Annotated in this window: 12 protein-coding genes; 8 read left to right on the forward strand and 4 right to left on the reverse strand. The window is 67.3% G+C overall.

Annotation, left to right across the window (positions count from 1 at the left end; genetic code table 11):
* Window positions 1–10 precede the first annotated feature (10 nt).
* Entirely contained in the window at window positions 11–388 is a 378-nt protein-coding gene (locus ACEL_RS12195; RefSeq protein WP_041834874.1) for a hypothetical protein, read from the forward strand.
* Window positions 389–397: 9 nt separating this feature from the next.
* Complete coding sequence (locus ACEL_RS02085; protein WP_011719240.1) at window positions 398–1,930, forward strand: acyl-CoA carboxylase subunit beta; 1,533 nt, start codon at window positions 398–400, stop codon at window positions 1,928–1,930.
* Between the two features lie 95 nt (window positions 1,931–2,025).
* Here ACEL_RS02085 and ACEL_RS02090 read toward each other — a convergent pair whose 3' ends face one another.
* Window positions 2,026–2,514, reverse strand: a complete 489-nt coding sequence (locus tag ACEL_RS02090; RefSeq protein WP_011719241.1) for a GtrA family protein — start codon at window positions 2,512–2,514, stop codon at window positions 2,026–2,028.
* Between the two features lie 158 nt (window positions 2,515–2,672).
* On the opposite strand from ACEL_RS02090, the gene ACEL_RS02095 reads away from it, so the two are divergent.
* Genes ACEL_RS02095 through purE form a run of 3 tightly spaced genes read left to right on the forward strand, consistent with a single transcriptional unit; the run spans window position 2,673 to window position 5,619 of the window.
* A complete protein-coding gene (locus ACEL_RS02095) occupies window positions 2,673–3,839 on the forward strand; it encodes an acyl-CoA dehydrogenase family protein (protein WP_011719242.1) in 1,167 nt (388 codons plus the stop codon).
* A gap of 53 nt (window positions 3,840–3,892) precedes the next feature.
* Window positions 3,893–5,092: a 5-(carboxyamino)imidazole ribonucleotide synthase gene (locus tag ACEL_RS02100; RefSeq protein ID WP_011719243.1), complete on the forward strand. Its 1,200-nt coding sequence runs from the start codon at window positions 3,893–3,895 to the stop codon at window positions 5,090–5,092.
* Window positions 5,089–5,619 carry a 5-(carboxyamino)imidazole ribonucleotide mutase gene (gene purE / locus ACEL_RS02105; protein WP_011719244.1) on the forward strand — a complete coding sequence of 177 codons (531 nt, stop codon included), beginning with the start codon at window positions 5,089–5,091 and terminating at the stop codon, window positions 5,617–5,619. The genes ACEL_RS02100 and purE overlap by 4 nt, the downstream gene beginning before the upstream one ends.
* A gap of 3 nt (window positions 5,620–5,622) precedes the next feature.
* Here the strand turns inward: purE and ACEL_RS02110 are convergent, their stop codons facing one another.
* Window positions 5,623–6,942, reverse strand: coding sequence for a UDP-glucose dehydrogenase family protein (locus ACEL_RS02110; protein WP_011719245.1), 1,320 nt, complete (start codon window positions 6,940–6,942; stop codon window positions 5,623–5,625).
* 101 nt (window positions 6,943–7,043) lie between these two features.
* On the opposite strand from ACEL_RS02110, the gene ACEL_RS02115 reads away from it, so the two are divergent.
* Both ACEL_RS02115 and ACEL_RS02120 read left to right on the forward strand, forming a co-directional pair.
* Window positions 7,044–8,237: an acyl-CoA dehydrogenase family protein gene (locus ACEL_RS02115; RefSeq protein ID WP_420794984.1), complete on the forward strand. Its 1,194-nt coding sequence runs from the start codon at window positions 7,044–7,046 to the stop codon at window positions 8,235–8,237.
* 7 nt (window positions 8,238–8,244) lie between these two features.
* Window positions 8,245–8,760 carry an acyl-CoA thioesterase gene (locus ACEL_RS02120; RefSeq protein ID WP_011719247.1) on the forward strand — a complete coding sequence of 172 codons (516 nt, stop codon included), beginning with the start codon at window positions 8,245–8,247 and terminating at the stop codon, window positions 8,758–8,760.
* Between the two features lie 4 nt (window positions 8,761–8,764).
* Here ACEL_RS02120 and ACEL_RS02125 read toward each other — a convergent pair whose 3' ends face one another.
* Window positions 8,765–10,327, reverse strand: a complete 1,563-nt coding sequence (locus ACEL_RS02125; protein WP_011719248.1) for an LCP family protein — start codon at window positions 10,325–10,327, stop codon at window positions 8,765–8,767.
* Window positions 10,328–10,517: 190 nt separating this feature from the next.
* The gene (locus ACEL_RS02130) at window positions 10,518–12,068 is read right to left on the reverse strand and encodes an LCP family protein (RefSeq protein WP_049751333.1); all 1,551 of its coding nucleotides are present in this window, start codon (window positions 12,066–12,068) and stop codon (window positions 10,518–10,520) included.
* A gap of 24 nt (window positions 12,069–12,092) precedes the next feature.
* Between ACEL_RS02130 and ACEL_RS02135 the strand changes: the two genes are divergently transcribed.
* The gene (locus ACEL_RS02135) at window positions 12,093–13,160 is read left to right on the forward strand and encodes a glucose-1-phosphate thymidylyltransferase (RefSeq protein WP_011719250.1); all 1,068 of its coding nucleotides are present in this window, start codon (window positions 12,093–12,095) and stop codon (window positions 13,158–13,160) included.
* Window positions 13,161–13,425: the final 265 nt, after the last annotated feature.

Below are 13,425 nucleotides of genomic sequence, written 5' to 3' on the forward strand. Positions count from 1 at the left end.
GGACGACGACGTGCCGGATGGCGCGGACGCCGTCGCCGTCGACGATGTGGATGCGGTCGGTGCGGCGGACGCTGACGCTGAGGCGGATCCCGCGGTTGAACCTGATGCGGAACCCTGCGCCGAGGGCGACCCCGACGCGGAACCCGACGAGCTGACGGTCGCGGAACCCGACGGCGCGCCAGGCGAGGACGAACCGTGGCTGGCCGGGTGGCCGCCGGTGCATGCAGCGGCGGCCAGCAACGGAAGCAGCGCGGCCGCAGCGAGCCGCGGCCGGAAAGTGATCGGCGTCACCCCTTCAGTCTGCCCGCTGGTGCGCCGTACGCCCGGCATCCGGCGCGCAGCCGCGCCGGCCTTTCCAACAGCCTGCGGCGCGAGGCTGCTGCGATAGCCTTCGGCCATGTCGGAGAGCGGTCCCGTCGACCCGCGCGATGTCCGGGAGCGGGTGCTCCGCGGCGGCCCGGCGAAGTATCACGAGGCGAACGCGGCACGCGGCAAGCTCTTTGTGCGCGACCGGATCCGGTACCTGGTCGATCCGGATTCGTTCGTGGAGGACGGCCTCTTCGCCAATGCGCTGGCGGCCGACCTGCCGGCCGACGCGGTCGTCACCGGGACGGCGACGATTGACGGCCGCCCGGTTGCGTTGATGGCCAACGACTCCACGGTCAAAGCCGGCTCGTGGGGGGCCCGGACCGTCGAGAAAATCATTCGCATCATCGAGTACGCCGTGCGATGCGGGCTGCCGCTGGTCTATCTCGTGGATTCGGCCGGCGCGCGAATTCCCGATCAGGTCGCGATGTTTCCCGGCCGGCGAGGCGCGGGACACATTTTCTATTCGCAAGTGCGCGCGAGCGGGGCGGTGCCGCAGGTCTGTGCGTTGTTCGGGCCGAGCGCAGCCGGCGGCGCGTACATTCCCGCTTTCTGTGATCTGGTCGTGATGGTCGAGGGAAACGCCTCGATGTACCTCGGCTCGGACCGCATGGTGGAGATGGTCACCGGAGAGAAGACCAGCCTCGAGGAAATGGGCGGGGCGCGGATGCACTGCGCGGAGTCCGGCGTCGGACACCTTCTGGTCGGTGACGAATATGCGGCGCTCGACGCCGTCCGGCGTTATTTGTCATACCTGCCGTCGAATTGGCGGGAAGAGCCGCCGTCTGCGCCGCCGCGTGACCCTGAACCGGTCGATCTCGGCGCACTCGTACCGGCGAACGAGCGCGTCGCCTTCGACATGAAGGCGTTCATCCGCGGCCTGGTCGACGCCGGCTCTTTCTTCGAAATTCATCCGCTCTGGGCCCGGGAAATCGTCGTCGGTTTCGCACGGCTCGCCGGTCAGGTGATCGGTGTCGTCGCAAACAATCCGCTGCACAAGGGCGGCGTTCTCTTTGTGGACTCTGCTGACAAGGCGACCCGGTTCATCAACCTCTGCGATGCATTCAACGTACCGTTGCTCTTCCTTGCCGACGTGCCGGGTTTCATGGTCGGCACCGCCGTGGAGAAGCAGGGAATCATCCGGCACGGCGCGAAAATGCTGACGGCGGTCGCCGAAGCGACCGTGCCGAAATTCTGTGTCGTCGTCCGCAAAGCGTACGGCGCCGGGCTGTACGCCATGGCCGGACCCGGCTTCGCACCCGACGCGACGTTGGCTTTGCCTACGGCAAAAATCGCGGTGATGGGCGCGGAGGCGGCGGTGAACGCTGTCCATGCCCGGCGGCTCGCGGCCATCGCGGACGAGGCCGAGCGGGCGCGGGTGGCGGCACAACTTCGCGCCGACTATGCCGCGGATATTGACATCGTCCGGCTCGCATCCGAGTTGGTCGTCGACGACATCGTGGAGCCGGCGGCATTACGAATGCAGCTCATCGAGCGGCTGGCCCGCACCCGCGGCAAGAATCGAGCGTTTGCCGACCGCCGGCACGGCGTCGCCCCGGTGTAGCCGAGTGCGGTACCGACCGCAGGTGGCACTCCCGGTTGGTGACGTGATGTCTCGGTGCAGCCGGGTGCGGCGTGCACCGCGCCGCGTGCACCTGCTCAGACGACGGCCGCACCCGCGGCCTGCTCGGACCGTTCCGGTTCGTCGAGCGCGAGGAACACCCAGCGTCGATACGACCAGAACCGGAAGAGTGTGCCGAGCACCAGGCCGATTCCGTTCGCCGAGATGTTGTCGGCGAGTTTGCTGTGAAAACCGAGCCCGTAATGCGAAATAGCCAGGCAGGCTTCGGCGATCGCTAAACCGATCCCGTTGAACACGAAGAACAACACGTACTCGCGCCGGATCCCGGTGCGGGCCCGATGCCGCCACGTCCAATGGCGGTTGGCGAAGTACGCGAACGTTGCCGCCGCCGCCGTCGAGATTGCCTTGGCCGTGATGACCTTGTTGTGCAACGGACCGCCGTCGCCCCGGAGCACATTGAACAAGCCGACGTCCACGACGAAGGCGAGCAGCCCGACGACGCCGAATTTGGCCACTTCATGGACGAGCTGCGCGAAACGACGGTAGAGGGCGGGGATGACGTTCACAGCACCACCTTGGCAATCGGCATTGTCGATGTGCCTACCGATCGTGGTCGCCGACACCGCGCCGTCGACTCGCTGACGCCCAGAGTATCGGCATCCGGTGCGACGATGTGAGCGGGGACGGCGATCCCGGCCCGCCGACGATCGGAAAGGGGCATACCATGCGCTCCTCGCGATACGACTACTTCTTGGACGACCACTACGCCGCGCTGCGTTCCCTTGTCGAAGAATTCGCCCATGATGAAGTGGCGCCGAAGGCGGCGGCGCTTGATGCGGCCGAGGAGTTCCCGTACGAGCTCGTCGCTCAGATGGCCCGGCTTGGCCTCTTCGGCCTCCCGTTCCCGGAGGAGTACGGCGGGTCCGGCGGTGATTACTTCGCGCTCTGTCTTGCCGTCGAGGAGCTGGCCCGCGTTGATTCGTCGCTTGCCATCACCCTCGAAGCTGCAGTGAGCCTCGGTGCCATGCCGATCTACCGCTTCGGCACGGAGGAGCAGCGCCGTCGCTGGCTGCCGCCGTTGGCGCGCGGCGAACGGCTCGGTGCGTTCGGGCTCACCGAACCGGGCGGGGGAAGCGACGCGGGTGCGACCGCGACCCGGGCGGTTCCGGACGGCGACGGGTGGCGGATTCGCGGCACGAAAGCGTTCATCACCAACGCCGGCACAGAGATAACCAGTGTGATCACTGTGACCGCGATCACCGGGCAGCGGGATGGGGAGAAAGAAATCTCCTCGTTCATCGTTCCGGTGCCGAGTTCCGGCCTGACCGTGAGCCCGCCGTACTCCAAGGTGGGGTGGCACGCCTCCGACACCCGGCAGGTGTTCTTGGACGACGTCTACGTCCCGGCCGATCATCTGCTTGGCGACCGGGGCCGCGGTTATGCGAACTTCCTCGCCATCCTCGACGAGGGCCGGATCGCCATCGCCGCGTTGGCTGTCGGTCTTGCCCAGGGATGCCTCGACGAGGCACTCCGGTACGCCGGCGAACGACACGCGTTCGGCCGGCCGATCGGCGCGTTCCAAGCGATCCAGTTCAAACTCGCCGACATGGCGGCCCGGGTGCATACCGCCCGCCTTGCCTACTACGACGCGGCACGCCGCATGCTCGCGGGAAAACCGTTCAAAGACCAGGCGGCGATCGCCAAGCTGTACGCCTCGGACGTCGCGGTGTGCAACGCCCGGGACGCCACCCAGATCTTCGGGGGTGCGGGATTCATCAACGAAACGCCGGTCGCCCGGTTCTGGCGGGACGCAAAGATTCTCGAAATCGGTGAGGGTACCAGCGAGGTGCAGCGCATGGTGATCGCGCGTGGCCTCGGCCTGCCCACGTAGTCGTGGCGTCCTGAGGTACGAGATCGCCGTGTCGGACCGCTAGGCTGCGGTTCGTGTCCGCGCCCCCGCTCGCCGCGCCGCAACTACCGCCGGGTGTGCCGGTCGTCGGGATGGTCGGAGCCGGTCAACTGGCGCGCATGACCCAGCAGGCGGCGATCGCCCTTGGGGTTCACCTGCGGGTGCTCGCCGTCGGTGCCGCCGACTGCGCCGCCGGTGTCTGTTCCGACGTCCGGCTGGGCGGCCCCCGTGACCTCGCGGCTGTGCAGGACTTCGCCCGTGGGGTCGACGTCCTCACCTTCGACCACGAACACGTCCCGGCGGCTCTGGTCGCCGATCTTGAGCGCGGCGGCGTCGTCGCCCGGCCGGGCTCACACGCGTTGCCCTACGTGCAGGACAAACTCCAGATGCGCCAGCGGCTCGCGGCGAGTGGTTTTCCCGTGCCGCACTGGGCAGTTCCCCGTCCGGGCCATGAACTGGAGGATCTCCGTGCCTTCGCGGCGGACCATCACTGGCCCGTAGTCGTCAAGGCCGTCTCGGGGGGGTACGACGGCCGTGGTGTCTGGGTGGTCGAGGACGAGACGGCCGCGGCCCGGCTGGTCGACGCTCTTGCCGACCTGCGCTGGTTCGTCGAAACGCACGTCGCGTTCCGCCGGGAGGTGGCGGTTCAAGTCGCGCGGTCCGCGACCGGGGAAATCCGCGCCTGGCCGCTCGTGCAGACCGTGCAGGAGAACGGCATATGCACGTTGGTGATTGCACCGGCGCCGCAGACGGATCCGGAACACGCGGCGCACGCGCGGACGTTGGCCGAGAATATTGCGAAGGAATTGGATGTCGTCGGTCTGCTCGCGGTGGAAATGTTCGACACCGGCGGTGATGAACCGTTCGTCGTCAACGAATTGGCGATGCGTCCGCATAACAGCGGCCACTGGACGATGGACGGTTCGGTGACCTCCCAATTCGAGCAGCACCTGCGGGCTGTTCTCGGCTGGCCGCTCGGCGACACCTCGCTGCGCGCTCCGGTGACGGTGATGGCGAATCTGCTCGGCGGCAGCGGCGTCGAGGCGGCTGCGGTGCATTCCCGCATCCCGGCGGCGCTCGCGGATCCGGGCGTGCGCCTGCACCTGTACAACAAGCAGGTCAAGCCCGGCCGGAAAATCGGTCACGTCAACGTGTGTGACGCCGAGGTGGACGCCGCGGTGCAGCGGGCTGGGACGGCGGTCCGCATTCTGCGCGGGGAGGATGGGTCGCGATGACCGCGTTCGGGCCGACCGACGCGCTGGTCGGCGTCATCATGGGCAGCGACAGCGACTGGGCGACGATGCAGCACGCGGCCGGCGCGCTCCGCGAATTCGACGTGCCGCACGAGGTACACGTGGTCTCCGCCCACCGGACGCCGCAGCGCATGCTCGACTATGCCGAAACCGCTGCGGACCGCGGACTGCGCGTCATCATCGCCGGCGCGGGTGGGGCGGCCCATCTGCCCGGCATGGTCGCCTCGGCGACCCTCCTGCCGGTGATTGGTGTTCCCGTGCCGCTCGCTTACCTAGACGGCCTGGATTCCTTGCTGTCGATCGTTCAGATGCCGGCAGGCGTCCCGGTGGCCACCGTCGGCGTCGGTGCGGCCCGGAACGCCGGGCTCCTCGCCGTCCGGATTCTTGCCGCCACCGACGACGCGCTCCGCGCGCGGTACCGCGAATTCCAACGGACGCTGGCCGAGCAGGTGGTCGCGAAAGACCACGCCTTGGGACGCCGCGTCGCCGGTGATGTCGCCGAGGTGTGACCGTCAGGGCCGTCCGAGAGCCCGGTAGGTCCAACCGGCAGCCCGCCATCGCTCGGGATCCAGCGCATTGCGGCCGTCGACGATGCGACGGCGACGCACGACGGCGCCGAGTGCCACTGGGTCAAGGTCGCGGAATTCCCGCCACTCGGTGAGGTGGAGCACGACGTCTGCTCCCTCGCAGGCCGCGAACGCCGAATCGGCGTAGCTCAATTCGGGGTAGCGGACCGCCGCGTTCGGCATTGCCTCCGGGTCATACACCGTGACGGCGGCACCGGCGCGGCGGATCGTGTCTGCGACCTCCAGGGCGGGCGAATCGCGGATGTCATCGCTGTTCGGTTTGAAAGCCGCGCCGAGGACGCCGACCCGCTTCCCATCGAATGCGCCGTCGCACTGCTCTTTCGCCAGCTCGACCATCCGGTGCCGGCGGCGGAGGTTGATGGCGTCGACATCGCGGAGGAACGCCACCGCGTCACCGGCGCCTAATTCCTCAGCCCACGCGATGAAAGCGCGGATGTCCTTCGGGAGGCAGCCGCCGCCGAAACCGAGTCCGGCCTGCAGGAACCGCCCGCCGATCCGTGGATCCAGCGCGAGTGCTTCGGCGAGGCGGACAACGTCTGCTCCGGTGGCCTCGCATATTTCCGCCATCGCATTGATAAAGGAAATCTTCGTGGCCAGGAAGGAATTTGCTGCCACCTTGACAAGTTCGGCGGTGGCGAAATCAGCGACCAGGAAAGGCACTCCGGCGCTGATGAGGGGGGCGTAGACGGACCGCAATGCCTGCTCGGCCCGGCTGGATCGCACGCCGACGACGATGCGGTCGGGATGAAGGGTGTCTGCGACGGCGAAACCTTCCCGCAGGAACTCCGGATTCCAGGCAAGCTCGACCGCCGTCCCGGCGGGCGCGGACGCCGTGAGCCGCTCCGCGAGTCTGGCCGCCGTCCCGGCCGGTACAGTGGATTTTCCGACGACGAGGCATGGACGGCGGAGCAGCGGGGCAAGGTTGTCGACGGCGTCGAAGAGATAGCGGAGATCCGCGGCGTACCCGTCCGGCCGCTGCGGCGTCCCGACGCAGAGGAAATGAATGTCGCCGGCCTCTGCGATTTCCTGGATATCGGTGGTGAAGCTTAGACGTCCAGCGGCGACGTGACGCGCCAGCAACTCCGGCAGCTCCGGCTCGTAAAACGGAACTTTTCCCGCCTGCAGTGCGGCAATCTTTGCTTCGTCCACGTCGAAACCGATGACGTCGTATCCCAATTCGGCCATGCAGGCCGCATGGGTGGCGCCCAAATATCCCGTCCCGACGACAGTCAGTCGCGGCGTCACGCAGATTCCTCCCCGCAGGTGCGATCGCCGATGGTCCCTCGATCCTAGCGCGCGCCGCGCTGCTGCGTCCAAACATGCGCCGTAGCATCGAACCGTCGGAGGTGGCCATGGACCCGGGGAGCGGACCGTTTCTCCTGCCTGCCGAGTACGCGGCGGTCCGGGACGCCGTCCGGCGGCTTGCCGAGGAGCGAATCGCGCCGCGCGCTGCGGAGATCGACCGTACCGGGGAATTCCCCTGGGACGTCCATGACGTGTTGGCCCGTTCCGGTTTCCATGCGCCGCGCATCCCCGAGCAGTACGGCGGAAGCGGAGCGGACGCGTTGGCGACCGCCGTCATCATCGAGGAAATCGCGCGGGTCTGTGCGGCGTCCTCGCTGATTCCCGCGGTCAACACGCTCGGCACCCTGCCGTTGCTGCTCGCCGGGGCGCATGAGCTCTGCGCACGTTATTTGCCGCTCGTCGCCAAGGGCGACGCCATGTTCTCGTATGCGCTGAGCGAGCCGGAGGCGGGAAGCGATGCCGCCGCGATGACGACGCGGGCGGTGCGTGACGGTGAGTGGTGGGTGCTTGACGGCGTCAAACGGTGGATCAGCAACGCCGGGGAATCCCGTTTCTACACCGTCTTCGCGGTCACCGATCCCGACGCTGGAACCCACGGCATCTCGGCCTTTGTCGTGGAAGCGGACGATCCGGGGCTCTCGTTTGGCCCTAAGGAGCGCAAGCTCGGCATCCGTGGTTCGCCGACCCGGGAGATGTCCTTCGCCGGCTGTCGTATCCCCGAGTGGCGGATCATCGGTGCGCCGGGGGACGGTTTCTCCCTTGCGATGCGCACGCTCGACCACACCCGGGTGACCATTGCCGCGCAGGCCGTCGGCATCGCGCAAGGGGCGTTGGATGCAGCCGTCGGCTATACGAGCCGCCGGGAGCAGTTCGGTCAGCCGGTCGCGGAATTCCAAGGCGTGCGGTTCACCCTTGCCGACATGGCCATGCGTATTGAGGCGGCGCGGGCGCTCACCTATGTTGCCGCGGCTCACTCCGAACGGGGAAACGGCGACCTCGGATATTTCGGCGCCGCGGCGAAATGTTTTGCCTCCGACGTCGCGATGGCCGTCACGACGGACGCCGTCCAACTCTTCGGCGGCTACGGCTATACCCAGGACTACCCGGTCGAACGGATGATGCGGGACGCGAAAATCACCCAGATTTACGAGGGGACCAATCAGATCCAGCGGGTTGTGATCGGTCGTGAGGTGCTCCGCCGGGCCGCCTCGGGGTCCAGCGGTCCCGTGCGATGATCGGGTCATGACGGAGCTGCGCGGCGTCCCGGTCAGCGCGTCCCGGCTCAGCCTGAGCCGGATCGCGACCGTACTCGACGCGAACCTGTACGGCATTGTCCACGGCGGAACGGTCATGCGGATGATCGACGAAACCGCCGGGGCGGTTGCGTCGCGGCACTGCGGCGGCCGGGCGGTCACCGTGGCGGTGGACGAGATGGTCTTCCTCGTGCCCGTGCATATCGGCGACATCATCACCTGCCAGGCGCAGGTGAACTGGACCGGCCGAACCTCTTGTGAGATCGGGGTGCGGGTGACGGCTCAGCCGTGGGACCGCGCGGACGAGGAGCCGCGGCACGTGGCCTCCGCCTACCTGGTGTTCGTGGCAATCGACGAGAACGAGCGGCCCCGGGCGATTCCACCGGTCATCCCGGAGACCGAAGACGATCACCGGCGCTTTCATGAAGCCGAGATTCGCCGGGGCACCCGGTTGGCCCGCCGGGAGGCGATCCTGCGCTCGCGGGAACGCGCCCGCCCTCGCTGACGCGTCAGCCTTGCACGCACTGGGTGTCGGCGGCGTTGGTCGTCGGCACGCCGAGCGGCCCGAGCGACGGCGTAGCGGACGGGGAGCCGGGTGACGCGGACAGCGCAGGGGACGGGGTCGGCGAGCTGGCGGCGAGCCCGGCCCAGTCCGTTCCGATGGTCAGCACGAGGACATTGCTTGCGCTGGTGTCGAGGGTCTCCTGCGGGGTGACGGCAAGAGCCCCGGCGAGGGTCTTCATCGAATCCGTCCGGCTGGCGGGGTACGAAATTGTTGTCTTCGCCACTGGGATCGAGCTGGCGTTGCCGACACCGGCGATGCGGAACCCTTCGGCGGCGAGCTGGTCGGCCACTTGGCGGGCCAGGCCGTTGGTCGCCGTCCCGTTCAGAACTTCGACCGTCACCTCGGACGGCGGCACGGTGATTGTCGCGACGTTGTGGCCGCCGGACGGTGTTGCGTTGAGCGGCTGGTCATCGCGGATGTAACGGAAGAGCAGGTCCGCTTCGTCGGTACTCCAGTACAGGTGGTAGTACCACTTGTCTCCCTTCGGTGCCGGATATGTCGGCACCGTCGCGAACACGATGTTCTGGGTGTTGATGTGGCGGTAGCGCATCGCAAGGTTGATGAGCTGGGAGCTGCTCATGTCCGTGGTGATGGAGCCGGCGACGGCTGAGTAGAACTCGTACATGTGAACGGGATCGAAGAAATTCGACGTACTCAGCGCTTTGCGCACCATCGCGGCCATGAATTGCTGCTGCCGCTGGATCCGGTGCAGGTCATCCCCGCCGGTCAGACCGTACCGGGCCCGGACGAAGGCCAGCGCTTGCTGTCCTTTCAGCAGCACGGGCCCGGCGGGCAGGTTCAGGCCGGTGTGCGCGTCGTGAATCGGTGAGCATATCGTCAACGGCACGCCGCCGAGGGCATTGGACATTTTGATGACGCCCTCGAAATCAATCTCCAAATAGTGGTCGATGTAGATGCCGGTGAGCGTTTCGAGCGTCTTGACCGAGCAGGCCGGTCCGCCGAGCTGGATCGCTTCATTGAAGAGCGCCTGCACGGGCTTGGTATAGAGCGGATTTCCCGCGGAGTCGCTCAGCGGTTGGCCGTTGGCATCGACCCGGCGGCAGGACGGAATATTCACCACCGAGTCACGTGGGATGCTCACCAACGTGACATGTTTGCCGTCGGCTGACAGGTGCACGAGGATCGCGGTGTCGGAGAGGGTTTCCGTCTGCGCCGGGCCGGTGGTCGGTTGGAAGCTGGAGTTCTCACCCAGCCGGCTGTCGACACCCAGGACGAGGATGTTCTCCGGGCTGCCGCCGCTCGCCGGCGGTGGGGCTTTGCTGGGCCGAGCGGTTGCGCCGATCACGGTGTCGAGGCTGGGCTGATGCCGCACCTTGCTCAGGATGTTGTGGATACCGGCCGCGGCGACGGCGCCGGCGAGGACGACGAGCGCCAGGAAACCGACGAGGACCCGTCCCGCGATCCGCCGGCGTCGCATCGACCGCTGGTACGCGGCCTCCTCGCCCAACGGATCCAGAAGGGAGCGAGGAGAGGCGGGACGCTTCATTCAGCTCCTTCGGCAGGCAGGCCGGTCCGACACTGCCAGGGACGAAGCACCGGGCCCTGAGGTTGTCCGCCGGACCGTCATCAGCGGCCGTCCAGCGACACCGATGGACGGAACGCGCAAGGCTCGCGGCTGGTTCCCCGGCGGGCGGTGCTGGTTCCCCGGCGGGCGCTGCCTGCTGGTGTCCACCAGCTCACGCGGTGCAGGACGCCGTTGCCGCTGTTGTCGCCGATCCGGTCAGGCCTCCGCCGGTCGATCCTGCGGCTCCAGAGCCGCCGGAGCCTCGGTTCGGCGTCCCGGTGGTGCTTGGGCTCGACGAAGTGGCGAGGCCATGGTAATCAGACCCAAGGAGGAGATCGATTTCCCCGGAGAGTTGGTCATTCGGTCGCAACACGGCGCCGGGAATCACCGCCGCGAGGGTATGCGCCGCTGCAGCCTCAGCGGGCGGGTATTCGATCACCGTTGTTGTTGCGCCGGAGCCCCGGTTGGCCGGCGTGCCAATGACGTCGAATCCCGCTTGGGCGAGTTCCGCCGACGCCCGGGCGGCGAGGCCATTGATTCCCGCTGCGTTGAAGACCCGGACGTGCACCTGACTGCGCGGCAGCGTGCTCGGCTGGGCGGAGGGGGAGAGCACGGATTGGTCGGCGGCGAGAGCGGCGAAGAGCTGCTGGGCCTTGGCGGTGTCGACGATGTCGACGGATTCGCCATTCCGGGTGCCGAACCCGGCAATGGGCATCGTGGTGAGGACGACGTTCCCGGTGCTCAAACCACGGAGACTGACGGCCAGTTTCTCCATGTCCGCGGTGCTCATCCCCGCGTCGACGGTCACCGATTTCGTGAACGCGTCGAGGAACGCGTTGAGTTTCAGCGGATTGGTGAGCGTGCCGGCGCTCTCCACCTTGCGCATCATCGCGGCGAGGAATTGCTGCTGCCGTTTGATCCGGTCCAAGTCGCCGAGCGGCAGCCCATACCGCTGCCGGACAAAGGCCAATGCCTGTGCGCCGTTCAGATGGTGCCATCCTGCGCTGAGATTGATCCCGGTGTTCACATCATGCGCGGGGCGGCTCAGACACACATCAACGCCGCCGAGCGCATCGACCATGCGCTGGAATCCGGCGAAGTCGATTTCCACGTAGTGGTCGATGTGCAGCCCGGTGAGTTCCTGCACTGTCTTGACGAGCAGGGCGGCGCCGCCAAGGGCGAATGCGGCGTTGAGTTTGTCTTGATGGGCGGGGTGCAGGACGCCGTTGGCGTCGGTGTACGCCGGGATGGTGACCCAGGAGTCCCGCGGAAGCGACACCAGGGTCGCCCTGCCGTGCCCCTTGGCCAGGTGCGCGAGGATGACGGTGTCGGAGCGTTGCCCGAGCACCTGCGTCTGGCCCTTCGGTGCTTGGGCGAATTGGTCACCCGCCCCGGTGCGGGTGTCCGACCCGACGAGGAGGACGTTCTCCGCCCCACCGGTCGCCTTCGTTCCACCAGGTGTGATCACACCCGTCGCCCGGTTGAGGTTTCCGTTGTAGTGCACGTAGCGGCCGTAGAGGAGACCGCTGGTCAGGAGAATCCCGACGGCGACGACGGCGGCGAACCGCCGGAGGCCTCGCCGCTCGGTTCCCGGTGCGGGACCGCGCGGATCGAGCTCCGGCGGTAATGTCAGGGGCGGCGTGGTCACTTTGCTGAGAGTAGCGGTTCGCGGTCCGGGGACGGGGTATTCGACGGGGACGGGGTATTCGATGGTCGCCTGCATGGTGATTGGGTAGCGTGGGCCGACATGAAGGCACTCGTGCTCTCCGGGGGAGCGGGCACCCGGCTCCGTCCGATCACCCACACCTCCGCCAAGCAACTCGTCCCGGTGGCGAACAAGCCGGTGTTGTTCTACGGCCTGGAGGCGATCCGGGACGCCGGGATCACCGACGTCGGCATCATCGTCGGCGACACGCGCGCCGAGATCGAGGCCGCGGTGGGCGACGGCTCAGCGCTGGGCATCAAGGCGACGTACATCCATCAGGAGGCGCCGCTCGGCCTCGCCCACTGTGTGCTGATTGCGCGGGATTTTCTCGGCGATGACGACTTCGTCATGTACCTCGGGGACAACTTCATCATCGGCGGCATTACCGATCTCGTTCAGGAATTCGTCCGGTGCGGCGCGGATGCGCAAATTCTGCTCACCAAGGTGGACAACCCTCAACAATTCGGGATTGCCGAGCTTGACGAGGAGGGGCGCGTCGTCCGCCTGGTGGAGAAACCGGCCCAGCCTCGCAGCGACCTCGCTTTGGTCGGCGTCTACATGTTCAAACCGGCGATTCACCAGGCGGTGCGTGCGATCCGCCCGAGCGCCCGGGGTGAATTAGAAATCACTGATGCCATCCAGTGGCTGGTCGACAACGGGTACAACGTTCGGTCCCACTTTGTCAACGGTTACTGGAAAGACACCGGGCGGCTCGAGGACATGCTGGAGTGCAATCGGAAAGTGCTCGAGACGATCGAGCCGGCCTGCCGCGGGCGGGTCGACGCCGAGAGCCGCATCATCGGACGGGTGGTGATTGAGGACGGCGCTGTCATCGAGCGGTCCACGGTTCGCGGCCCGGCGATTATCGGCAAGGGCACGAAAATCATCGAGAGTTACGTCGGACCCTTCACGTCGATTTACCACGACTGCGTCATCGAGCGCACCGAGATCGAACACTCCATCATCTTGGAAGCCACGAAGATCATCGGAGTGAGCCGCATCGAGGACTCGTTGATCGGCAAAGAAGTGGAGGTGGCGCCGTCCACCGCGCTGCCTCGGGCGCACCGGCTCATGCTCGGCGATCACAGTAAGGTCTCGATCGCGTACTGACGTACCGTCCCGCCGGGCAATGCCGTACTGACGCACCACCGCCGGGCGTAAGGCACCCTCCCGCCCGAACAGGGCTCCCGCACCGCCGCCCGGCGTCCGGCGCCGCTCGCGGCCGGGTCCGTCGTCCTGCGCCGCCGGGCATCCGGCCCGGCTCGCGGCCGACTGACCGCCGGAACCTTCCCGGGTCATCAGGCGTCCATACTCCGGACCCTTGATCAACCACTGACGCTACGGTGCATGGCGACGGTCACCAAGGGGGAGCGGC

The sequence above is a fragment of the Acidothermus cellulolyticus 11B genome (assembly GCF_000015025.1).
Lineage (GTDB): Bacteria > Actinomycetota > Actinomycetes > Acidothermales > Acidothermaceae > Acidothermus > Acidothermus cellulolyticus.

What these genes read in the sequence shown, in the direction of transcription:
- ACEL_RS02085 (WP_011719240.1), top strand. Translation starts at nt 398, where the DNA reads ATGTCGGAGAGCGGTCCCGTCGACCCGCGCGATGTCCGGGAGCGGGTG.
- ACEL_RS02095 (WP_011719242.1), top strand. Translation starts at nt 2,673, where the DNA reads ATGCGCTCCTCGCGATACGACTACTTCTTGGACGACCACTACGCCGCG.
- purE (WP_011719244.1), top strand. Translation starts at nt 5,089, where the DNA reads ATGACCGCGTTCGGGCCGACCGACGCGCTGGTCGGCGTCATCATGGGC.
- ACEL_RS02120 (WP_011719247.1), top strand. Translation starts at nt 8,245, where the DNA reads ATGACGGAGCTGCGCGGCGTCCCGGTCAGCGCGTCCCGGCTCAGCCTG.
- ACEL_RS02125 (WP_011719248.1), bottom strand. Translation starts at nt 10,327, where the DNA reads ATGAAGCGTCCCGCCTCTCCTCGCTCCCTTCTGGATCCGTTGGGCGAG.
- ACEL_RS02130 (WP_049751333.1), bottom strand. Translation starts at nt 12,068, where the DNA reads ATGCAGGCGACCATCGAATACCCCGTCCCCGTCGAATACCCCGTCCCC.
- ACEL_RS02135 (WP_011719250.1), top strand. Translation starts at nt 12,093, where the DNA reads ATGAAGGCACTCGTGCTCTCCGGGGGAGCGGGCACCCGGCTCCGTCCG.